The following is a 19,322-nucleotide window of genomic DNA, read 5'->3' as shown; positions in this document are numbered from 1 at the left end:
AGGGCCAGGACTCCGACAGGACAAAACCTCGACGGCTGGCCAGGCGCCAAGTTTTCAACCCGAATATGTTGTAATTTACTTCCTTTCGATGGAAATTTTCTTTCCAGACACAAGGACGGACAACCATGCTATACAATAAGCCTGCCGCCTTACGCGCCCACTGACACGAGCTGCATTGGGAATCCGAGGCCCTTCACCAACGATCCGGAGCCCGAAATATGGATTTTCTGTAGTCTTCTGAACCTCGTTGACGAGTATTGTTCCGCACGAATAACGATCATGTCCCGGAATCTCCAGCAAACCATTTCTGCTCTCGCTGCTTCTGCCGCCCCCGATCGGACGGCCGCCCGCCACCGGTTTCCGGTCGGACCCAGGAGGTTCTCATGATGAATTGGCTCGCCGGCGCCGAGACCTACCTGGGCAGCCGCCCGAATTTGACCATCGCACTGACCGGGGCCACGGTCCTTCTGGCGTTGATTGTCTGGGCGCTGGGCCCGGTGCTGCTGACGGCGCGGCACAAATACGAATCGCGCAAGGAGCGGAGCAAGGATTCGGATCGGTACCGCCGCAACATCGGGCAGCTGCTGATCATCCCGATCCTGGTCGTCGCTGCGCTCTACACCCTCGATCAGGTGGCCCGGGCCGCGCGCGAGAGCGCCGCGAAGAACCGCCAGGAGCAATACAGCCACGGCTTCGAAGCCCTGGCGAGCTTCAACATCTCCACCAGGCTGATCGGCGTTCATGCGCTGGCGCAGCTGATGGGCGGCCCTCGCCCGGACGAGCTGTGCCCCGACGGCAACCAGCGTCCCCTGTCCGCCGGCGGAACCGCGCCCGACGCGGCCTCCCCTGCCCGCTCCGCCCAGGACCAGCTGTACCGGGTGGCGCTGGACGCCATCGCCGCCCATGCCGTCGTTTCCTCCCATCTCGCGCCGACGGCGTCAGATGCGGATGCGGGCCGCAGGGCGCGGGAGGAGGCCTTGCAGGAGGCGACGATCGGCGCGGACACCCAGGCCGCTCTGTCCGTCATCGCCCGGCGCAAATGCGAATCCTACACGCAGGAGGTGCCCCTCAACCTGTCGGACGGGTATTTCCGCGGCGCCTCGATGGCCTATGCCCAGCTTGTCCGGTCCGACCTGCGGGGGTCGGATCTCTCGGCCTCCGAGCTGTATCTGGCGAACTTCTACCAGGCGAGCCTGGACAAGGCCGATTTCGGCGGCTCGAACCTGACGCGGGCGAGCTTCGCCAACGCCTCGCTCACAGGCGCCGATTTCGCGCCCGACCAGAACCTCGCCTCCCCCAACCTGCCCCGGCGGCCGTATCTGCGGACGCAGCTGGGCCGAGCCCAGATCGTCACCGCCGACGCCCAGGGGGCGGATTTCTGGTGCGCGATGCTGAACGAAGCCCGGCTCGATGATTCGCAGCTCGGCGGGGCGGATTTCCGGCATGCCACCCTCAGCCGGGCGACGTTGCTGGGCGCCAAGGGGGTGAACGCCAGGTTCAACGCCGCCTGCGGCCCGAGGGCCAACTTCTCGGTCCCCGGCTCTGGCCGCAGCGAGACGCGCCGATCCGATTTCTCCGAGGCCGATTTCTCGGACGGCTTCTTCCGGTCGGCCCGGTTCGACCGGATCGATCTGCGTGGGGCGATCTTCGTCCGTGCCGACCTGACCGGCGCGACCTTCGAGAACAGCGACCTGACCAATGCGGATTTCCGCGGCGCCAACCTGACCGATGCGAAGTTCGACGGCGCCAACCTGACCGGCGTGAAGTTCGGCGGCGCCCTGATCTGCGATGTCAGCGGATTGCCCGACACCGTCGCGCCCCAGAATTGCGGGGGGCAGTTCCTGCCGATCGAGGCGGGCCGGTATGGCGACGCATGCTTCCCGGAGGCGGAGGCCGGCATCGCCCTGAACCAGCTGTGCCCCTATGAGAGGAGCGCCGCCGGGGTGGCCGAACCGCAACCCCTGAACTGAAGGGCGTCAACCCGCCAGCGGCCGCTCGAACTCGGTGCGGATGGCGAATTCGCGCCAGCCGGCCCGGCGGAAGGCGTCGGCCATCGGCGTGTTGCGGGTGTCGGCATCGGCCTTGACCGGCCAGCGGCCGATGCGGGCCAGCGTCGCCGTACCGCGCGCCAGCAGCGCATGGACATGGCCCCGCCCCCGCCGCTCCGGCACCACGCCGACATAGCCGATCGTCGCCATGCTGGGCGCCAGCGCCGGCATCACCAGCCCGACCAGGGAGCCGTCCGGCGCATAGGCCAGCTCCCACCAGCCCGGCTCGTGCTCCAGCCCCTGCATGTCGGCGAAGATGTCCTCGTCGCCGATGCGGCGGTCGAGCGTGCCTTCCGTGACCCGCTCCGACGCGGCGCGGAACGCCGCCTCGCCGACCTCGGCCATCGAGCGGAAGACCAGTCCGTCGGCCGGCGGCGGCACGGGCGTGCCGGGGTCGAGCTCGAACCGGACCGTCTCGCGGCGGATCTCGAAGCCGCTGGCGGCCAGCAGCGCGCGGCGCCGCTCCGGCTCGGCCTGCCATTGCGACGCCTGCAGCGGCGTGTCGAGCACATGGCCGAGCGCCTGGGCGCCGAGCGACCGCGCCCGGTCGACCACGCGCCGCAGCATGGAAGCGCCGAAAGCCTCGGCCTCCGGCGCCGACCAGGGCAGGTCGAACAGGACGATGTCTCTGGGGATCGTCGCCCCGGGCAGGGTCCAGAAGGCGATGCGGGCGATGGGAGCCCCATTCCATTCCGCCAGGAAGCACCAGTCCCGGCGCATCGCGCCCTTGGCCAGCAGGTCGTCGACGTAGCGACGCACCGCCTCGGCATGGGCCGGGTCGGTGGCGGTGGCGGCAAAGGTGGCGAGCTCGGAGTCGGCCATCGGGCGCAGGCGGACATCGGTGGTCACGTCGAGGTCAGCCTTCCGCTGTGATGACGACGGACTCGGCCGAGCGCGTTGCAGGGCCGTGGTGCACAGCCTCGATGTTGTTGCCGTCCGGGTCGAGCGCGAAGGCGCCGTAGTAGCCGGGATGGTAGTGCCGCTCGCCCGGCCCGCCATTGTCCCGCCCGCCGGCCTTGAGCGCCGCGGCGTGGAAGCGGTGGACGGTGTCGCGGTCCGCCGTCTGGAACGCCAGGTGGACATGGCTGAGGGCGTCGCCCTGGCTGACGAACAGCTCGTCCGAGGCGAAGAAATCCGGGCCTTCATGGGTGATGGAACGGCCGACCGAGGCCAGCACCGCGACGTAGAAGCGCTTGCTCGCCGCCAGATCGCTTACCACCAGATGGACGTGGTCGATCAGGCGGCCCTGATGGAACTGCATGGCGTTCTCCCCTTCGTGTTGGTCCCGATCCGGTGTCTGCAGATGGCCTTCACTCCGTCACATCGAGCGTGCTGCCTTCGGGGACGTCGGTCTTGTCGACGTCGTACAGGAGAAAACACTCATCCTCCCAAGTCCTCTCTCCGTCGCGACGGAGCGCATATTCCTTAGATGCTCTCGCCTCCAGCACCGAGCCGTCGGGTCTGTGGACCCTTGCCGTGAGGGTCTTCCTGATTGGAAGGCCGGTGTAGCCCTCGATCGAGACCGCCGTCCCCCGGCCCGAGATGGTGAAGATGTTCACGATCGTCAGCAAAGCAGGCCTCCGGCCGAATGTGGCGATCTCGTCTTGGTGCGCGTCGGCTCTCAGCCTATCGCGGCTCCACGACGTCGATCACTTCGAAATGCTCGACCTCCGGGTCGAAGCGGGTCAGGAAGTCCCGGTCACGCGCATAGTAGCGGGCGCGGCCGTATTCCTCGCCGGCGAAGGCCTTGATCGCGTCCACCGACTCCCAGAGCGTGAGGGTCAGGAACTCCACCTCCTCGCCCTTGTCCTGGCACAGCAGCCAGACGCCGCGGTTGCCCGGGGTCCTGGTGTAGTCGCCGAGGCCGGTCTCCCGGAGATAGGCAACATAGGATTCCTTCTTCGCCTTCGGCACCGGGCCGCGCCACATCCGTGCGATCATATCGGATCCTTTCCCCTGGTGAGATCGAGGCGGACGATCGGGCGGGTCGGGCTGCGCCGCGCCACCTCGCGGAAGCCGAGGTCGAGGAAGGGCCGCAGCACGCCGGTGTAGATCTCGCCCGATCCCAGCGGCCGGGCGGCATCGATCGGATAGGCCTCGAGCGCCGGGGCGCCGCGCGACCGGGCCAGCCGCGCCGCCGCAGTCACCAGCGGCCGCAGCAGGCCGGTGCGACGATGCGCCTTGGTGGTCACGAAGCAGGTGATCGACCAGACTGGCGCATCGTCGACCGGCGCCAGGTTGCGCGACCGGGAGAGGCGCGGCTGCTCCGCCCGCGGGGCGACGCCGCACCAGGCGACCGGAGCGCCGTCGCGATAGCCGAGCAACCCCAGCGTCTCGCCCGCCTCGACCAAGTCGCGGAACAGGGCGCGATTGCTGCCGTCCCGGGTACCGGCGTTGTAGTCTCGGCGCTCCCGCCGCCAGAAGGCGCACCAGCAGCGGCCGGCGTCGGCGCAACCGGCGAACACGGTCTCGACATCGCCGAGCCGCTCCGGCGCCACCGGCCGGCACTCCAGCGTTCCGTCGCGGTCCCCTGGCGGCATATTCTAACCCCTGAACCGGTTGACCCGACGATGCCGGGCTTGCCCCGGCCAAGTCAACGGTAGGATGGTAAGGCGATGCAGACCCAGGCCCCCTCCTATGCGGTGCGGCCGCCGAAGCGGATCGGCGGCTCGCTCAGCCTCGACTTCATCAACACCGAGGCGTGGCGCGGCGACGTCCCGCAGCGCGGCGAGCGGCTGACCGGCTATGGCGAGCTGGCGCTCTGGGCCGGCCATCTCGGCATCGTCGACCGGGCCGGAGCCAGGCAACTGGTGCAGGAGGCGGCGCAACGGCCCGAGGCCGCCGCCGCGGTGCTGGCCACGGCGCTGCGCCTGCGCGCGGCGCTGGGCCGGATCCTGACCGAGCCGGAAGCGGCCTCGGCCGACGATCTCGCGGTGCTGAACGCCGTGCTGGCCCGGGCCCCGACCCGGACCGGCCTGGCGGCCACGAAGGCCGGCTTCGCCTGGGCCATGACCGAGACCGACCTGCTGGAGCAGCCGTTGTGGCCGGTGGTGTGGGATGCGGCCGAGTTGCTGGTCTCCGGCCGGGCCGGGCGGGTCGGCAGCTGCTCCGACCCCGACTGCGCCTGGGTGTTCCTCGACACCTCGCGCAACCGCAGCCGGCGCTGGTGCTCGATGGCCGATTGCGGCAATCGGCACAAGGCGCGCCGGCATTACGAGCGGAATCGCGCCTCCTAGCCGATCGAGGCCCGCAGGATCTGGCCGCTGCCGTCGACCTCGACGGTCAAACGGTCGGCGCGGAAATCCATGGTCACGGCCTCGCCCGGTCGAACCACCCGCAGGGCCAGCCCTTTCAGCTTGTCGAGCTCGGCCTGGGAGACGGCGGGCTGCGGCTCGGCAGTGCCCGGCCCGGCGGCGCCCGGCGCAGCGGCCTGGCTGCGGGCGCAGGCGGCGGCGAGGCCGCCGGCGGCACCGGCCACGGCGAGGCCGAGGAGATGGCGGCGAGAGGATTCGGTGCTCATGGCATGCTCCATGGGTGTCGGTGCTCGCTCCCTGATCGCCGACAAAAAAGGCGACGTCGTGACGCGGTTTACCTTCCGGCAGGGGGAAGCTTCAGGCTGCGATCGACTCCGCCAATCGAGGATTCGATCGTGATCACTCGCCGCCGCTTCCTGTCCGGTGCCGCCGCGACAACCGCCCTTGGGGCCGTGCTGGCCGGCGCCCTGCCCCGGCTCGCCCGCGCCGCCGCCCCGGCCGAGCTGACCATCGCCACCCGCAGCCTTGAAATCGGCGGCCGGGCCGCGACGGTATTCGGCATCACCCGGCCGGGCCTGCGCGCCGTCGCCGGCGAGGATTTCCGGGTGCGGCTGACCAATGCGCTGCAGGAGCCGTCGCTGCTGCATTGGCATGGGCTGACCCCGCCCTGGCGCCAGGACGGGGTGCCGGGCGTGACCCAGGATCCGCTGCCGGCCGGTGCCACCATCGACTACGACTTCCCGCTGGCGCGTCCGGGCACAAACTGGATGCACTCCCATCTCGGGCTGCAGGAGCAGGGCCTGCTGGCGGCGCCGCTGATCGTCGCCGACCCGGCCGAAGCCGGGCTGGACGAGCAGGAGGTGGTGCTGATGCTGCACGATTTCACTTTCCGCGACCCGGCCGAGATCATGGCCGGGCTGCGCGGCGGCCAGGGCCACGGCGCGGCGCCGGCCGACCAGGGCATGGTCGGGATGGACCATAGCGGCCATGCCAAGGGCTCGATGCCGATGAGCAGCGCGAAGCCGATGCCGGGGATGCAGCACCACATGCCGGGCATGGCGATGCCGGGCGGCATGGCGATGGACCTGAACGACGTCGCATACGACGCCTATCTGGCCAATGACCGCACCCTGGCGGACCCCGAGGTGGTGCGGGTGGAGCGCGGCGGCCGGGTGCGGCTGCGCATCATCAACGGCGCCGCGGCCACCAACTTCCACATCGATCTCGGTCCGGCCGAGGGCACGCTGGTCGCGGTCGACGGCATGCCGGTGGCGCCGGTGACCGGCCGGCGCTTCCCGATCGCGATCGCGCAGCGGCTGGACATCCGCCTGACCGTCCCGGCCGGCCGGGCGCTGCCGGTGCTGGCGCTGCGCGAGGGCGACCGGCAGCGCACCGGCCTGGTGCTGGCCGCCCCTGATGCCGCGGTCGCCCGCATCGCCGATCTCGGCGAGGACAAGTCGTCGCCGCTGGACCTGGCCCTGGAGGCGCGGTTGAAAGCCACGGAGCCGCTGGCCGAGCGCGCGGTCGACCGGACCATCCCGGTGGTGCTGGCCGGCGACATGGCGAGCTATGTCTGGACCCTGAACGGCAAGGTGCACGGCCAGGACACGCCGGTGATGGTGCGGCACGGCGAGCGGGTGGCGATCGCGATGACCAATCCGTCGATGATGGCCCATCCGATGCATCTGCACGGCCATCATTTCCAGGTGGTGGCAATCGACGGCAAGGCCATGTCCGGCGCCCGGCGCGACACGGTGCTGGTGCCGCCGGGCAAGACCGTGACCGTCGCCTTCGACGCCGACAATCCCGGCCGCTGGGCCTTCCACTGCCACCACCTCTATCACATGGAGAGCGGCATGATGACGACGGTGGAGTATGAGGGGGTCTAAGCAGCCGTCAGGACCAGGCCCCGAACCGCACCAGCACGATGACGAGGGCCAGGACGACCAGCCCGGCGAGGAAGAGCAGCCGCCGGGCCAGACTGCGCCGGATGATGTCGCGCTGACGTGCCCACTTGTCCGCCATGCATCCCTCGCTTGTTCCTCGGGCAAACGAGGGATGGCGGCGGGCCGTTCCGGTCAGCCCTCGATCAGCCCCTCGGCCCGCCAGCGGGCGAGATAGGCGTCGATGATGGCGTCCAGCCGGGCCTTGCCGAAGCTGTCGTCATGGCCGGCATGGACCACTGTCAGCGGCAGTGACCGCAGCAGGGCGAAGGAGCGGACATAGTCGCCGATGTCCATGCCCGGGCCGCGATACAGCAACGGGCCGTCATAGATCACGTCGCCGGCGAACAAGGTGCCGGTGGCGTCCTCGAACAGGGCGATGCTGCCGGGCGAATGGCCGGGCACATGCAGCACCCGGAACTGCCGGTCGCCGAGATCCACCACCTCCCCCGCCTCGATCCGCCGGGTCGGCTCGGCGCCCCGCAGGGCGTAGCCGCGTAGATCGTAGCCGGCATGCGGCACGGCGGTGACCAGGGCCGGCCCGAGCGGCGGGTAGCCCGCGTCCAGGAAGCGCTGCCGCGCCTCAGCCGGGATCTGGTCGGAGATCAGCGTGCCGGGCCGCGGCCGGGCGAGCGACTCGGCTTCCAGCGGATGCACCCAGCGCTGCTCGAACTCGTGGATCGCGCCGATATGGTCGGCATGGGTGTGGGTGGCGAAGGCGATCGTCTCGCGGCCCGCGAACAGCTCGGGGAAGGCCGGCCGCAGCGGCGCCACGCCGAGGCCGCCATCGACCAGCAGGTCGCGGTCGCGGCCACGCAGATGCCAGATGTTGGCGCGCATCAGCACGTCGGTGTGCGGCTCGTCGATCAGCGTCAGGCCACCGCCCAGGTCGCGCTTGCGGAACCATTCGGCGGCCACGGGCAATCCGGTCATGGGGCTTCTTTCAGGAGATCGGGCCGGTGGCCGGCGGGTCGAGCAGCGGCGCCACCACGGCACGGGTCTCGGCGCTGCGCAGCACCGGCACGATCTCGAAGCTGACCCCGGTGCCGCGCCAGTGCAGGATCCATTGCTGCAGCAAGGCGAGGTCGTCGCATTCCATCAGCTGGAAGCAGCGGTCGCAGTTCGACTCGACCCAGCTGTCGACATATTTGAGCCCCTCGGGCAGGCCGCGCCCGGCATCGCGCAGATGGCGATAGGCCGCTACCGGATCGCGGTTGGCGAAACGCTCGATGATCATGAACAGCACAGCCCGACCTCCCGCCGTTGCCCGGCGCTCGCGGATTCAGTCCGTGCCTTCCCAATAATCCATCACCGCCGACTTGCGATAGCCCTCGCCGGTCAACCGCACGCTGACGCGGCCGGTTTCCGGGAAGACCGCAACGTCATGCGGGTTGTTCTCGCCGATCAGGAGGTAGCGGCAGGGCTTGTCGGTATGGTTGATCAGGCAATGCCCGACCTTCTGCCCCGCCGGGAAGCAGACATAGTCGCCCGGCTTCATCGGATAGGCGCGGTCGCCGAGGCGGACCGTCAGCTCGCCCTCGAGGATGAAGACATGCTCCTCCTCCAGCAGGTGGTAGTGCAGCAGGTTGGACTGCTTGCCGGGCGGCAGCTCCTCATAGGCCACGCCGACATGGCTGCCGCCGCCGAACTTGCTGAGCACCCGGAACCGGCTGCCGAGCTTGCCGCGCTCGAATTCCTCCCACGGCACCCGCTCGACGGGGAACGGCTCGGAGACGCCTTCGGCATTGATCGAGGATGGCGAGTCGGTCATGGCGGCCTCCCTGACGTGCCCGGCAGAGAGGCCGGTCTAGTGCCGGGTGCCTGCCGTTCGCGAGCCGGCCGCCAGAAATGCGTAGCGGGCGAGGGCGAGCCGCCGGACCCGTTCGGCCTCGAGCTTCTTGCGCCGGCGCCGGTGCTGCTGCTGCAGTTCGTGCGCTTGACCGATGGCGCCAAGGATCTCCTCGTTCAGCTGCATGAAGCGGTCGAAGGTTTCCATCAGCCTGTCGGGCTCCTTCGACAGCGCCTCGGCTTCCGCCAGGGCGCGTTCGGCGCGATCCTGGAGCGAGCGGATCCGCTGGCCGAGCCTGACCAGCTCAGGGTCCGAGGCGATAGCGGGGTCGGCAGTGATCGGCTTGGCTTTGTCCATGGAACATAGCATGAACATAGGCCGAGATGGTGTCAAGCTGGAAAGATCTGGAGCGCGCCCTACCCGGCCGCTGCCACCCGCCGCGCCGGCCACAGCCGCCAGCCGAGGGTCACCGCCAGACTGGAGAGCGCGATCAGCCCCATCCCGGCGGCTTGGCCCAGCCCGAGCTGATGGCCATAGACCAGCCAGTCGCTGAGGATCGCCGAGGCCGGGTAGACGAAGGCCAGCACGGCGATCACCGCGGTCGGCAGCTTCGGATAGGCAGCATACATCAGGACATAGACCAGGCCGGTGTGGACGATGCCGAGCCCGGCCAGCCAGCCCCAGGGGCCGGGCGTCGCCGGCAGCTCCGCGACGCCGACGAAGGGCGCCAGCAGGACGATGCCGGTGGTGGCATGGATCATCGCGGTCAGGTGCGGCCGCACCCCGCGCAGCGCCTTGGTCGACAAGACGGTGCCGGTGTAGAGCAGCGAGGCCAGCACGGCCAGGCCGGCGCCCAGCAGCTGCCCCGGCTCCGTCCCTGCGGAGCCGATGCCGGTGGCCAGGGCCAGCCCGGCGAAGGCGATGGCGATCCAGCCCAGCTTCTGGCCGCTGATCCGCTCGCCGAACAGCACCGCCCCCGACAGCACCACCCAGAAGGGCTGGACGTGGTAGACGATGGTGGCGAAGGCGATCGAGGTATGGCGGATCGCGGCGAAGAACGCGACCCAGTTCAGCACGATGCAGATGCCGCCGAACAGGATCAGCACCCATTGCCGCGGCGCCAGGCGCAGGCCGCCCAACCAGCCGCGGGCGGCGCAGAACGCCAGCAGCACCAGCGCGCCGAAGACGCAGCGGAAGAACACCGCGTTGATCGGGCCCTGCCCGGATTCTTCCATGAACACGCCGACGGTGCCGACCACTGCCATGCCCATAGCGAGCTGCAGGATCCCCGTCCGCCGTTCCGCCGCCGCCTCGACACCGTCCATGGTCGCCTCCTGAATTCGGTGGAGGAAAGCTGTGCCTGCGCCGAACTTCAATCAAACGAATAGATTTGAAGATATCCATCAATTTGATTTATTCTGAGGGCATGGACAGACGGCTCGATCTCGACGTGCTGCGCACCCTGGTGGCGATCGCCGAGGGCGGCAGCTTCAGCCTGGCCGCGTCGCGGGTCGGGCGCACGCAATCGGCGGTCAGCATGCAGGTGCGGCGGCTGGAGGAGGCGGTCGGCAAACGGCTGTTCGACCGCAGCAGCCGGCAGGTGCGACTGACCCCGGCCGGCGAGAGCCTGCTGGGCCATGCCCGGCGCATGCTGCGGCTGGAGGAGGAGGCCTGGGCGGCGCTGGTCGAGCCCGACCTGCGTGGCCGGGTCCAGCTCGGCATCCCCGACGACTACGCCTACTCGCTGCTGCCGCCGATCCTGTCGCGCTTCGCCGCCACCCACCCGCAGGTCGAGGTCGAGCTGATCTGCGAGCAGACCACCTTCCTGGACCGGCGCCTGGCGGCCGGCGAGGTCGACCTGGCGGTGATCACCCGCGGTCCGGGCCGCGACGGTGAGCTGCTGCGGCGCGAGCCGCTGGTCTGGTTCGGGTCGCCGGACCATGACCCGCATCTGGAGCAGCCGCTGCCGGTCGCCCTCTACGAGCCCGGCTGCGTCGCCCGCGACGTCACGCTGCAGGCGCTGGCGGTGACGCAGCGCCCCTACCGCATCGCCTATTCCAGCCCCAGCCTGGTCGGCCTGCTGGCCGTGGTCCAGGCCGGGCTGGCCGTGGCGGTGGTGGTTGGCTGCAGCCTGCCCGCCGGGATGCGGGTGCTGGGCGAGCGCGACGGACTGCCGCCCCTGCCGGCGCTGGAGATCGGGCTGGCCTGGGGCGCCCGGCCGCGGACTCCGGCCGTGGTCCGGCTGGCCGAGCAGATCCACAACGCCGTCGGCCGGCCCGAAGCCATTGCCGCGTGAGCGCCGGTCTTTGCACCGCCCACATCGCGGCACGATTGCCCCAGCCGCGGGTTGATGATGCAATCAGCGGGCTCGCTCCGCTGCTCAAGGGGGATCGGATGCGTCGTTTCACCGGGCTGATCGTGGTCGTCGTCGTGGTCGTGCTGGTCGCGATCTGGGGCGGCAGCGCCTACAACCGCTTCCTGGCCGGCGATGAGACCGTCAAGGCCGCCTGGTCCGAGGTAGTGAATCAGTACCAGCGCCGGGCCGACCTGGTGCCGAACCTGGTCAAGACCGTGCAGGGCTATGCCAACCAGGAGAAGGACGTGCTGACCCAGGTCACCGAGGCCCGGGCCAAGGTCGGCAGCATCCAGGTGACGCCGGAGACGCTGAACGACCCGGCGGCGCTGCAGAAGTTCCAGGCGGCGCAGGGCGAGCTGTCCTCGGCCCTGTCGCGGCTGCTGGTGGTGACGGAGAACTATCCGCAGCTGAAATCCGACGCCCTGTTCCAGGACCTGATGACCCAGCTGGAGGGCACCGAGAACCGGATCGCCACGGCCCGCAACCGCTCGATCCAGGCGGTGCAGGACTACAATGTCAGCGTCCGCCGCTTCCCCGGCACCCTGATCGCCGGCGTGCTCGGCTTCAGCGCCAAGCCGAATTTCAGCGTCGAGAACGAGGCCGCGATCTCCACCGCGCCCAAGGTCGATTTCGGCACCTCCCCGGCCCCGAAGCCCTGAGGATCGGCGATGTGGCGCGTCCTGGCCCTCGCGATCGGGTTGTTTCTCGCCCTGCCGGCGATGGCGCGGCCGGTCGCCGTGCCGCCGCTGACGACCCATATCCTCGACCTGACCGGCACACTGACGGCTGACCAGAGCCGCATGTTCGAGGCCAAGCTGGCCTGGATCGAGCTCAGCATCGGCGCCCAGATCGCCATCGTGATCATACCGACCACCGGGCCGGAGAGCATCGACGCCTATGCGCTGCGGGCCTTCAACACCTGGAAGCTCGGCCGACGCGACATCAATGACGGCGTGCTGCTGCTGGTCGCCAAAAGCGACCGCACCGTGCGGATCGAGGTCGGCTTCGGCCTGGAGCAGGCGATACCGGATGCTACCGCCGTCGCGATCATCCAGGACAGGATGGTGCCGGCCTTCCGTGCGGGCGACTTCGCCGGCGGTCTGGCGGCGGCCGTCTCCGCGCTGATTCCCCTGCTTCGGGGCGCCGGCCTGCCTGCCCCTCGCAAGGGCGCGGATGCGGGACGGACCGCCACCCCTGCGCTGCGGGAGGCGGCATGATCGTTGCCATCCTCCCGAGGACGGGACGCATCCTGGCCGCGCTGATGCTGGTTCTGCAACTGGCCTTCGCGGCGACGGCCATGGCGCAGCAGCCGGTCGCGGTGCCGCAGCTGAGCACGCGCGTGACCGACCTGACCGGCACCCTGTCCGCCGCCGAGCGGCAGGCTCTGGAGACCAAGCTCACGGAGGTCGAACGGCGCAAGGGCGCGCAGATCGCCATCCTGATCGTGCCGACCACCGGCGCCGACACCGTCGAGCAATATGCCAGGCGGGTGTTCGATCAGTCGCAGCTGGGCCGCAAGGGTGTCGATGACGGCGTGCTGCTGCTTGTCGCCAAGAACGACCGCACCGTCCGGATCGAGCCCGGCTACGGGCTGGAGGGCGCGATCCCGGACATCGCCGCCGGCCGCATCGTGCGCGAGCAGATCACCCCGGCCTTCCGCCAGGGCGACTTCGCCGGCGGCCTGGGTGCTGCGGTCGACAGCCTGATCCGGCTGATCGATGGCGAGCCGTTGCCGCCGCCCCCGCCGGAGAGCCGGGACGAGGCGCCGCAGGATGTCTTCCAGATCGTCATCCTGGCGATCCTGGTCGGGGCCGCGGTCCGCGCCGGGCTGCGCGGCATCGGGCTGCCGATGCCGCTGCCGGCCGGCGGCAGCGCGCTGGTGGCCGGCGGCCTCGGCTGGGGTCTGTCCGGGATGATCTTCTTCGGCGCGTTCTGCGCCATCGGCGCGGTGATTCTCGGCGGCATCGGCGGCAGATTCGGCGGGCCGGGCGGCGGCTTCAGCACCCGCCGCGGCTCGGGAGGCTTCGGCGGCGGGTTCGGAGGCGGCTTCGGCGGCGGATCGCGCGGCGGCTCCGGCGGAGGCGGATCGGGCGGCGGGTTCAGCGGCGGCGGCGGATCGAGCGGAGGCGGCGGTGCATCCGGGAGTTGGTAAGACGCTGCGGCGGCTGCGCCCGGTCGCCGAATGGCATGGCCAGCGCCTGCTGCGCCGGCATTTCGGCGCGGCGGTGATGGCCCGGCTGCACGAGGCGATCCGCGGCGCCGAGCGCCGGCATCTGGGCGAGATCGTGATCGCGGTCGAGGCCGCGGCCCCGCCGCATCTGCGCGACAGCCGGCTTCGGGCGCTGGAGGTGTTCGGCCGGCTGTGCGTCTGGGACACGGCACAGGCGACCGGCGTGCTGCTGTACCTGCTGCTGGCCGATCATAAGATCGAGATCGTCGCCGACCGCGGCGTCACCGCCCGGGTCGACGACGCGGTGTGGCCGCGGATCTGCGTCATGCTGCGCGACCGATTCCAGGCCGGGCGGTACGAGGAGGGCGTGCTGGAGGCGCTGGCCGCGATCGACGCCGAGCTGCTGCGGGCCTGGCCGGCATCGCCCGGCGAAGCGAACGCCGAGGAGCTGCCGGACGGGCCGGTTATCCTGTGAAGGGTTACAGGTTCGTGCAACGATGCTTGTGAAAGCCGCACCGCCTATGATACGCCCGGCCTAGCGATTCCGGGAGCAGCGACGCGTGACGGCGATCCAGTCGGACCGGCCGACGGTCCTTATCCTCAACGGCCCCAACCTCAACATGCTGGGCGTGCGCCAGCCCGAGATCTATGGCCGCGACACGCTGGCCGATATCGAGCAGGCCTGCACCGACGAGGCCGAGCAGGTCGAGCTCGAAATCGACTTCCGGCAATCGAACCACGAGGGCGAGCTTGTCACCTGGATCCAGGAGGCCCGCACCGCCCATGACGGCATCATCGTCAATGCCGGCGCCTACAGCCACACCTCGGTCGCCATCCTCGACGCGCTGAACGCGGCGGAACTTCCGGTGATCGAAGTCCATCTCTCCAATATCTTCCGCCGCGATGCGTTCCGGCACCATTCCTATGTCTCGCTGGCGGCGACCGGGGTGGTGTGCGGGCTGGGCGTGCATGGCTATCTTCTGGCCCTGCAGGCGATGGCGCGGCTCCTTGAAACCGACCGGTGAAGACCAGATGAGCACCTTCAGCCTCGATCCCGAATTCGTCCGCAGCCTGGCCAAGCTCCTGGACGAGACGGGCCTGACCGAGATCGAGTTCTCGGAAGGCGACCGCCGCATCCGGCTGAACCGCCAGCCCGCGCCGGTGACCACCTATGCCGCGCCGATGGCCGCCCCGGCCGCCGCTGCCGCCGCGCCGGCGGCCGCGCCCGCCACCCCGGCCGGCCCGCCGAAGAACGCCGTGACCTCGCCGATGGTCGGCACCGTCTACCTGTCGCCCGAGCCCGGCGCCGCCGCCTTCGTCAAGGTCGGCGACAAGGTGGCCGAGGGCGCCACGCTGCTGATCGTCGAGGCGATGAAGGTGATGAACCCGATCCGCAGCCCGCGGTCCGGCACCATCAGCGCGATCCTGGTCGAGGACGGCCAGCCGGTCGAGTTCGCCGAACCCCTCGTCGTGATCGACTGATGTTCGAGAAGGTCCTCATCGCCAATCGCGGCGAGATCGCGCTGCGCATCCATCGCGCCTGCCGCGAGATGGGCATCCGCACCGTGGTCGTGCATTCCACGGCCGACAGCGACGCCATGGCCGTACGCTTGGCCGACGAGGCGGTCTGCATCGGCCCGCCGGCGGCGCGCGACAGCTACCTGAACATCCCGGCCCTGCTCTCGGCCGCCACCATCACCGGCTGCGACGCGATCCATCCGGGCATCGGCTTCCTGGCCGAGAACGCCCGCTTCGCCGAGATGGTGGAGGAGCACGGCTTCGCCTTCATCGGCCCGACCGCGCAGCACATCCGGGTGATGGGCGACAAGATCGCCGCCAAGGACGCGGTCAAGGCCGCCGGCCTGCCGGTCGTGCCCGGCTCCGACGGCGCCGTCGACACGGTCGACGAGGCCCAGGCGCTGGCCCGCGGCATGGGCTATCCGGTGCTGGTCAAGGCCACGGCGGGCGGCGGCGGCAAGGGCATGAAGGTCGCCATGACCGATGCCGAGCTGCCCGAGGCCTACAGCATGGCCCGCAACGAGGCCCGTGCCGCCTTCGGCAACGACAGCGTCTATGTCGAGAAGTATCTCGATCATCCGCGCCACATCGAGATCCAGCTCTTGGCCGACACCCACGGCAACGTGGTGCATTTCGGCGAGCGCGACTGCTCGATCCAGCGCCGGCACCAGAAGGTGATCGAGGAGGCCCCCTCGCCCGCCCTGAACGCCGAGGAGCGCGCCTTCATCGGTGGGCTGGCGGCGGAGACGGCGCGCAAGCTGGGCTATCGCGGCGTCGGCACGATGGAGTTCCTGTACCAGGACGGGGAATTCTACTTCATCGAGATGAACACCCGGCTGCAGGTCGAGCACCCGATCACCGAGGAGATCTCGGGCATCGACCTGGTGCGCGAGCAGATCCGCGTCGCCACCGGCGCGCCGCTCGGCTACACCCAGGACGACATCGTCTTCCAGGGCCACGCCATCGAGTGCCGGATCAACGCCGAGGACCCGGAGACCTTCACCCCCTCCCCAGGCCGGATCGACGGCTACCACGCGCCGGGGGGCCTGGGCGTGCGGGTCGACAGCGCGATCTATGACGGCTATCGCATCCCGCCGCATTACGACAGCCTGATCGCCAAGCTGATCGTGCGCGGCAGCACCCGCAACGAATGCCTGATGCGGCTGCGGCGGGCGCTGGAGGAGTATGTCATCGACGGGGTCAAGACCACCCTGCCGCTGCATGCCAGGCTGATCGCCGAGCCGGACTTCATCAACGGCGACTATGACATCCGCTGGCTCGAGAAGCTGATGGCGAAATAGGGCAGCGGCCTGAATTCAGCCCAAATCCATTAATAAGAATATGCCGTGTCCCGGGCGCCGCGCCCGGGATGGCGATCGAGGGGATGCGATCGCTGTCGCAGGCTGGCCTGCGGGTCCGGTGCCGCCCCGTTATGCGAGGAGATGCATATGAGCGTGTTTCGTGCTTCGACGGCGGCGGCCCTGGTCGCGCTGATCACCGCCCCGGCCTTCGCGGCCGAGGTCCCGTCCGACCCGGTCGAGCGCTGCAAGGGCCTGCTGACCCTCGCCCCGGCCGACTCGCCGATGCACAATGCCGAGGTCGGCACGGTCGAATCCTTCGGCGAATCCGGCTGCAAGTTCACCGACCTGAAGATGGTCGAGCCGGCCGACAAGGTGGCCGCGGGCAAGACCCCGACCACGGTGACGATCGAAGAGATCAGCTTCGACAAGCTCGACTTCGCCAAGGCCTATGAGGGCAAGCCCTCGGACACGCTGACGGCGCAGGCGACCGGCATCTCGATCGACAACCCCGAGGTCAAGGCCGTTCTCGGCGAAGAGCCGTTCGACGTCGCGCTCGACTACGCGCTCGACGCCGCCACCAAGCAGTTCACGCTGACCGAGTTCCAGCTCAGCGGCGACGCGCTCGGCGAGATCTCGCTGGACGGCGCGCTGGACGGCATCGATGCGACCAACCCGGCCGCCGCAGCCGACCCGATGCAACTGATGGGCACGGCCTCGCTGCGCAAGATCAAGCTGCATTTCGAGAACAAGGGCATCATCGACAAGGTGATCGCCTTCGCGACCGCCCAGGGCGAGGACCCGAAGACCGCGATCGAGCAGGGCAAGAGCCAGGCCGTGCTCGGCATGGCGGCGCTGTCGGCGATCGGCGTGCCCGAGGCCGCGGTGAAGAGCCTGATGTCCTTCGCCCAGGACTTCCCGGCGCCGAAGGGACCGCTGACCATCTCGCTCGACCCGGTCGCGCCGGTGCCGCTGGCGCAGCTGGCCACGATCAAGCCGGGCGAGGCCGCGTCGATGGACCTGGTGAAGAGCCTGAACGTCGCCGTCACCTACTGACCGGCACGCGAGGCCTGATCTGAAGCGATGGCCGGGGCGGCGACTCCCCGGCCATCACCGTCTCAGGAGACCGGCATGAAGACCATGGCGATCCTGGCGCTGGTGGCGGCTGCCCTGTCGGTGGCCCAGCAGGCGGCGGCGGCCCCCGTCCCGGCCGGCCCGGTGGAGCGGTGCCGGGGCATCCTGCAGGCGATCCCGCCCCTGACCGGTGCCGCCACGAAGGCCGAGCGGATCGAGCCAGTCGGCAGCGACGGCTGCAGGTTCACCGGCGTGACCGGAGAATCCGGCCGGCGAAAGATCTCGATCGGACTGATCCTGGCCGAACGCCTCGATTTCGGACGAATTTACGACGGCCGGCTGCCCGATGCGGTCACGCTCCGCGTTCAGGACATCCTGCTCCGGGGCGATGGGATGCCTTCCAGCGTCGGTCCCTTCGATTTCATCACCGACTACGATCTCGATGTCCGGGCCAAAGTGTTCACGCTGCGGGAGCTGACGCTCCGGGGCGCATCCCTCGGCGAGCTCACTCTGAGCGGCGAGGTCGAGGGCTACAGCCTGCCGGCCCATGGCGGGTTCTGGCCCGTCGCGGATCAGGACGCGGTTAGGCTGCGCCAGATCCGGCTCCGTGCCGTCGACAGAGGCTTCATCGGAATGCTCCTGCTCGGCCAGACTTCGTCGGGACGGGACGTCCAGGCGGCCGTCGATGACGTCAAGAGCGACATGTCGGCGAATCTGGGGAGATGGCCCGGCTTCGGCGTCCCCAAGCCGGCGGTCGAGGCGCTGACGGCCTATGTCGGAGATCTTCCCTCGCCACGGCGCCCGATCATGATCAGCGCGGCGCCGGCGATGCCGATCCCGGTGAACTGGCTCGATCCGTTCGATCCCAGGCTCCGGCAGACGATGGAACGCCTGAACCTGGTCATCACCTACTGACCGCACCCCTAAGCCGAGACGGGTACCGCTATGACCCGCATCCGCCGTGCTGCCGCTGTTGCGGCCATCGTCACGGGCCTCGCCCCGATGGCAAAAGCCGGGCCGGTCCCAGCCGACTCCGCCGACCGCTGCCGCGGCCTCCTGGAGATCGCGGCGGCGGTGGCCCGGATCGCCACGCCGGCGGCCGCCGGCGTCGAGCCGCTGGGAGCCGATGGCTGCCGCTTCTCTGAGTTGCACATCGATCTCGGCCCCGGCCGCAGTTGGACCGTTGGCAGCCTGTCGGCCGACGGGCTGGACTTCGACCGGATCTACCAGGACCGCCGACTGGAAGCGGCCTCGCTGCGGGCCAAGGACGTCCGGCTGAAGGACTCTGCGGTGACGGCGGCGCTCGGCCCCGGCCCGGTCAAGCTCGATGCGGCCCTCGACTACCGCTGGGATGCCGCGACCGCGCAGGTCGAGGTCGCCTCGCTGTCGCTGTCCGGCCCCGGGCTGGGCGAAGTGGCATTCAGCAACCGGCGCGGCAATGTCCGGCCCGACATCCTCGCCTTCGACTTCGGCCCCTGGTTCCTCATCCACACCCTGATCGGCGCCGGCGATCTCGAGGCCCTGTCGTTGCGCTTCCGCGACGACGGCCTTGTCGACCGCATCCTCACGACGGCAGCGTGGGGCCTGGCGGAGAAGGATCCTGGCCCCAACGAGGAGCGCAAGGCCGCGCTGCAGCAGGTGATCGAGCGCCAGGTCGCGGCCATGACCGGCAGCGATTTCCCCGCGTCGATGGTGTCGCTGCTGGCCTTCGTGCGCGGCTTCCCGGCCCCGCGGCCGATCACGCTGACGGCGGCGCCGACCAGGAGAGTGCCGATGCCGGCGCTGGTCTTCGGCGAGGAGGCCGGAGATGCGGCGACGCCCGGGGAGCTGTTCCGGCGCCTGAACCTGACCGTGACCTACTGAAACGGAGAG

26 protein-coding genes are annotated in these 19,322 nt (G+C 69.8%); 14 read left to right on the top strand and 12 right to left on the bottom strand.

Annotated elements, in window-relative coordinates; all coding sequences use genetic code 11:
* Window positions 1-383 precede the first annotated feature (383 nt).
* Window positions 384-1,970, top strand: a complete 1,587-nt coding sequence (locus QFZ27_RS23825; RefSeq protein ID WP_429228956.1) for a pentapeptide repeat-containing protein — start codon at window positions 384-386, stop codon at window positions 1,968-1,970.
* Between the two features lie 6 nt (window positions 1,971-1,976).
* Here QFZ27_RS23825 and QFZ27_RS23820 read toward each other — a convergent pair whose 3' ends face one another.
* The 5 genes from QFZ27_RS23820 to QFZ27_RS23800 are packed head-to-tail and all read right to left on the bottom strand — an operon-like array spanning window position 1,977 to window position 4,588.
* The gene (locus tag QFZ27_RS23820) at window positions 1,977-2,897 is read right to left on the bottom strand and encodes an N-acetyltransferase (protein WP_429228955.1); all 921 of its coding nucleotides are present in this window, start codon (window positions 2,895-2,897) and stop codon (window positions 1,977-1,979) included.
* A 7-nt stretch (window positions 2,898-2,904) separates the two neighbouring features.
* Window positions 2,905-3,309: a VOC family protein gene (locus QFZ27_RS23815; protein ID WP_429228954.1), complete on the bottom strand. Its 405-nt coding sequence runs from the start codon at window positions 3,307-3,309 to the stop codon at window positions 2,905-2,907.
* 49 nt (window positions 3,310-3,358) lie between these two features.
* Window positions 3,359-3,619, bottom strand: coding sequence for a hypothetical protein (locus QFZ27_RS23810; protein WP_429228953.1), 261 nt, complete (start codon window positions 3,617-3,619; stop codon window positions 3,359-3,361).
* A 55-nt stretch (window positions 3,620-3,674) separates the two neighbouring features.
* A complete protein-coding gene (locus tag QFZ27_RS23805; RefSeq protein WP_429228952.1) occupies window positions 3,675-3,989 on the bottom strand; it encodes an antibiotic biosynthesis monooxygenase family protein in 315 nt (104 codons plus the stop codon).
* The gene (locus tag QFZ27_RS23800) at window positions 3,986-4,588 is read right to left on the bottom strand and encodes a GNAT family N-acetyltransferase (protein ID WP_429228951.1); all 603 of its coding nucleotides are present in this window, start codon (window positions 4,586-4,588) and stop codon (window positions 3,986-3,988) included. The genes QFZ27_RS23805 and QFZ27_RS23800 overlap by 4 nt, the downstream gene beginning before the upstream one ends.
* A gap of 75 nt (window positions 4,589-4,663) precedes the next feature.
* Here QFZ27_RS23800 and QFZ27_RS23795 point away from each other — a divergent pair, with 75 nt between their 5' ends.
* Complete coding sequence (locus QFZ27_RS23795) at window positions 4,664-5,284, top strand: CGNR zinc finger domain-containing protein (RefSeq protein WP_429228950.1); 621 nt, start codon at window positions 4,664-4,666, stop codon at window positions 5,282-5,284.
* Here QFZ27_RS23795 and QFZ27_RS23790 read toward each other — a convergent pair.
* Window positions 5,281-5,568: an I78 family peptidase inhibitor gene (locus QFZ27_RS23790; protein ID WP_429228949.1), complete on the bottom strand. Its 288-nt coding sequence runs from the start codon at window positions 5,566-5,568 to the stop codon at window positions 5,281-5,283. The genes QFZ27_RS23795 and QFZ27_RS23790 overlap by 4 nt on opposite strands.
* Window positions 5,569-5,697: 129 nt before the next feature.
* Here QFZ27_RS23790 and QFZ27_RS23785 point away from each other — a divergent pair, with 129 nt between their 5' ends.
* On the top strand, window positions 5,698-7,191 hold the full coding sequence (locus tag QFZ27_RS23785; protein WP_429228948.1) for a multicopper oxidase family protein: 1,494 nt from the start codon (window positions 5,698-5,700) through the stop codon (window positions 7,189-7,191).
* 7 nt (window positions 7,192-7,198) lie between these two features.
* Here the strand turns inward: QFZ27_RS23785 and QFZ27_RS23780 are convergent, their stop codons facing one another.
* Genes QFZ27_RS23780 through QFZ27_RS23755 form a run of 6 tightly spaced genes read right to left on the bottom strand, consistent with a single transcriptional unit; the run spans window position 7,199 to window position 10,359 of the window.
* On the bottom strand, window positions 7,199-7,327 hold the full coding sequence (locus QFZ27_RS23780; protein WP_429228947.1) for a hypothetical protein: 129 nt from the start codon (window positions 7,325-7,327) through the stop codon (window positions 7,199-7,201).
* Window positions 7,328-7,380: 53 nt separating this feature from the next.
* Window positions 7,381-8,178, bottom strand: a complete 798-nt coding sequence (locus QFZ27_RS23775) for an MBL fold metallo-hydrolase (protein WP_429228946.1) — start codon at window positions 8,176-8,178, stop codon at window positions 7,381-7,383.
* Between the two features lie 10 nt (window positions 8,179-8,188).
* Entirely contained in the window at window positions 8,189-8,482 is a 294-nt protein-coding gene (locus QFZ27_RS23770) for a DUF3303 domain-containing protein (protein ID WP_429232486.1), read from the bottom strand.
* A gap of 45 nt (window positions 8,483-8,527) precedes the next feature.
* Window positions 8,528-9,016: a cupin domain-containing protein gene (locus tag QFZ27_RS23765; RefSeq protein ID WP_429228945.1), complete on the bottom strand. Its 489-nt coding sequence runs from the start codon at window positions 9,014-9,016 to the stop codon at window positions 8,528-8,530.
* Between the two features lie 36 nt (window positions 9,017-9,052).
* On the bottom strand, window positions 9,053-9,391 hold the full coding sequence (locus tag QFZ27_RS23760) for a hypothetical protein (RefSeq protein ID WP_429228944.1): 339 nt from the start codon (window positions 9,389-9,391) through the stop codon (window positions 9,053-9,055).
* Window positions 9,392-9,450: 59 nt separating this feature from the next.
* On the bottom strand, window positions 9,451-10,359 hold the full coding sequence (locus tag QFZ27_RS23755; RefSeq protein WP_429228943.1) for a DMT family transporter: 909 nt from the start codon (window positions 10,357-10,359) through the stop codon (window positions 9,451-9,453).
* A gap of 101 nt (window positions 10,360-10,460) precedes the next feature.
* On the opposite strand from QFZ27_RS23755, the gene QFZ27_RS23750 reads away from it, so the two are divergent.
* The 11 genes from QFZ27_RS23750 (at window position 10,461) to QFZ27_RS23700 (ending at window position 19,313) form a co-directional block, all read left to right on the top strand.
* Window positions 10,461-11,330: a LysR substrate-binding domain-containing protein gene (locus QFZ27_RS23750; protein WP_429228942.1), complete on the top strand. Its 870-nt coding sequence runs from the start codon at window positions 10,461-10,463 to the stop codon at window positions 11,328-11,330.
* 98 nt (window positions 11,331-11,428) lie between these two features.
* On the top strand, window positions 11,429-12,049 hold the full coding sequence (locus tag QFZ27_RS23745; protein WP_429228941.1) for a LemA family protein: 621 nt from the start codon (window positions 11,429-11,431) through the stop codon (window positions 12,047-12,049).
* Between the two features lie 9 nt (window positions 12,050-12,058).
* Window positions 12,059-12,607, top strand: coding sequence for a TPM domain-containing protein (locus tag QFZ27_RS23740; protein ID WP_429228940.1), 549 nt, complete (start codon window positions 12,059-12,061; stop codon window positions 12,605-12,607).
* Complete coding sequence (locus QFZ27_RS23735) at window positions 12,604-13,542, top strand: TPM domain-containing protein (protein WP_429228939.1); 939 nt, start codon at window positions 12,604-12,606, stop codon at window positions 13,540-13,542. Before QFZ27_RS23740 ends, QFZ27_RS23735 begins: the two co-directional genes overlap by 4 nt.
* The gene (locus tag QFZ27_RS23730; RefSeq protein WP_429228938.1) at window positions 13,523-14,035 is read left to right on the top strand and encodes a TPM domain-containing protein; all 513 of its coding nucleotides are present in this window, start codon (window positions 13,523-13,525) and stop codon (window positions 14,033-14,035) included. Before QFZ27_RS23735 ends, QFZ27_RS23730 begins: the two co-directional genes overlap by 20 nt.
* 85 nt (window positions 14,036-14,120) lie before the next feature.
* Window positions 14,121-14,585 (top strand): type II 3-dehydroquinate dehydratase, encoded by a 465-nt coding sequence (gene aroQ / locus QFZ27_RS23725; protein WP_429228937.1) that lies wholly within the window; start codon window positions 14,121-14,123, stop codon window positions 14,583-14,585.
* A gap of 7 nt (window positions 14,586-14,592) precedes the next feature.
* The gene (accB, locus tag QFZ27_RS23720) at window positions 14,593-15,042 is read left to right on the top strand and encodes an acetyl-CoA carboxylase biotin carboxyl carrier protein (RefSeq protein WP_429228936.1); all 450 of its coding nucleotides are present in this window, start codon (window positions 14,593-14,595) and stop codon (window positions 15,040-15,042) included.
* Complete coding sequence (accC, locus tag QFZ27_RS23715) at window positions 15,042-16,379, top strand: acetyl-CoA carboxylase biotin carboxylase subunit (protein ID WP_429228935.1); 1,338 nt, start codon at window positions 15,042-15,044, stop codon at window positions 16,377-16,379. Before accB ends, accC begins: the two co-directional genes overlap by 1 nt.
* A 147-nt stretch (window positions 16,380-16,526) precedes the next feature.
* Window positions 16,527-17,432, top strand: coding sequence for a hypothetical protein (locus QFZ27_RS23710; RefSeq protein WP_429228934.1), 906 nt, complete (start codon window positions 16,527-16,529; stop codon window positions 17,430-17,432).
* An 84-nt stretch (window positions 17,433-17,516) separates the two neighbouring features.
* On the top strand, window positions 17,517-18,365 hold the full coding sequence (locus QFZ27_RS23705; RefSeq protein WP_429228933.1) for a hypothetical protein: 849 nt from the start codon (window positions 17,517-17,519) through the stop codon (window positions 18,363-18,365).
* 30 nt (window positions 18,366-18,395) lie between these two features.
* Entirely contained in the window at window positions 18,396-19,313 is a 918-nt protein-coding gene (locus QFZ27_RS23700; protein ID WP_429228932.1) for a hypothetical protein, read from the top strand.
* Window positions 19,314-19,322 lie beyond the last annotated feature (9 nt).

Origin of the sequence: Inquilinus ginsengisoli, from assembly GCF_050434925.1 — a bacterium.
GTDB lineage: Bacteria > Pseudomonadota > Alphaproteobacteria > DSM-16000 > Inquilinaceae > Inquilinus > Inquilinus ginsengisoli_B.
Note: the sequence above shows the minus strand (reverse complement) of the source record. Positions and strands in the feature narration are given on the sequence as shown.

Bases quoted from the DNA above. Each gene is read 5' to 3' on its own strand.
- QFZ27_RS23825 (WP_429228956.1), top strand. From the start codon at position 384: ATGATGAATTGGCTCGCCGGCGCCGAGACCTACCTGGGCAGCCGCCCG.
- QFZ27_RS23815 (WP_429228954.1), bottom strand. From the start codon at position 3,309: ATGCAGTTCCATCAGGGCCGCCTGATCGACCACGTCCATCTGGTGGTA.
- QFZ27_RS23805 (WP_429228952.1), bottom strand. From the start codon at position 3,989: ATGATCGCACGGATGTGGCGCGGCCCGGTGCCGAAGGCGAAGAAGGAA.
- QFZ27_RS23800 (WP_429228951.1), bottom strand. From the start codon at position 4,588: ATGCCGCCAGGGGACCGCGACGGAACGCTGGAGTGCCGGCCGGTGGCG.
- QFZ27_RS23795 (WP_429228950.1), top strand. From the start codon at position 4,664: ATGCAGACCCAGGCCCCCTCCTATGCGGTGCGGCCGCCGAAGCGGATC.
- QFZ27_RS23790 (WP_429228949.1), bottom strand. From the start codon at position 5,568: ATGAGCACCGAATCCTCTCGCCGCCATCTCCTCGGCCTCGCCGTGGCC.
- QFZ27_RS23780 (WP_429228947.1), bottom strand. From the start codon at position 7,327: ATGGCGGACAAGTGGGCACGTCAGCGCGACATCATCCGGCGCAGTCTG.
- QFZ27_RS23775 (WP_429228946.1), bottom strand. From the start codon at position 8,178: ATGACCGGATTGCCCGTGGCCGCCGAATGGTTCCGCAAGCGCGACCTG.
- QFZ27_RS23770 (WP_429232486.1), bottom strand. From the start codon at position 8,482: ATGATCATCGAGCGTTTCGCCAACCGCGATCCGGTAGCGGCCTATCGC.
- QFZ27_RS23765 (WP_429228945.1), bottom strand. From the start codon at position 9,016: ATGACCGACTCGCCATCCTCGATCAATGCCGAAGGCGTCTCCGAGCCG.
- QFZ27_RS23760 (WP_429228944.1), bottom strand. From the start codon at position 9,391: ATGGACAAAGCCAAGCCGATCACTGCCGACCCCGCTATCGCCTCGGAC.
- QFZ27_RS23755 (WP_429228943.1), bottom strand. From the start codon at position 10,359: ATGGACGGTGTCGAGGCGGCGGCGGAACGGCGGACGGGGATCCTGCAG.
- QFZ27_RS23750 (WP_429228942.1), top strand. From the start codon at position 10,461: ATGGACAGACGGCTCGATCTCGACGTGCTGCGCACCCTGGTGGCGATC.
- QFZ27_RS23745 (WP_429228941.1), top strand. From the start codon at position 11,429: ATGCGTCGTTTCACCGGGCTGATCGTGGTCGTCGTCGTGGTCGTGCTG.
- QFZ27_RS23740 (WP_429228940.1), top strand. From the start codon at position 12,059: ATGTGGCGCGTCCTGGCCCTCGCGATCGGGTTGTTTCTCGCCCTGCCG.
- QFZ27_RS23735 (WP_429228939.1), top strand. From the start codon at position 12,604: ATGATCGTTGCCATCCTCCCGAGGACGGGACGCATCCTGGCCGCGCTG.
- accB (WP_429228936.1), top strand. From the start codon at position 14,593: ATGAGCACCTTCAGCCTCGATCCCGAATTCGTCCGCAGCCTGGCCAAG.
- accC (WP_429228935.1), top strand. From the start codon at position 15,042: ATGTTCGAGAAGGTCCTCATCGCCAATCGCGGCGAGATCGCGCTGCGC.
- QFZ27_RS23710 (WP_429228934.1), top strand. From the start codon at position 16,527: ATGAGCGTGTTTCGTGCTTCGACGGCGGCGGCCCTGGTCGCGCTGATC.
- QFZ27_RS23705 (WP_429228933.1), top strand. From the start codon at position 17,517: ATGGCGATCCTGGCGCTGGTGGCGGCTGCCCTGTCGGTGGCCCAGCAG.
- QFZ27_RS23700 (WP_429228932.1), top strand. From the start codon at position 18,396: ATGACCCGCATCCGCCGTGCTGCCGCTGTTGCGGCCATCGTCACGGGC.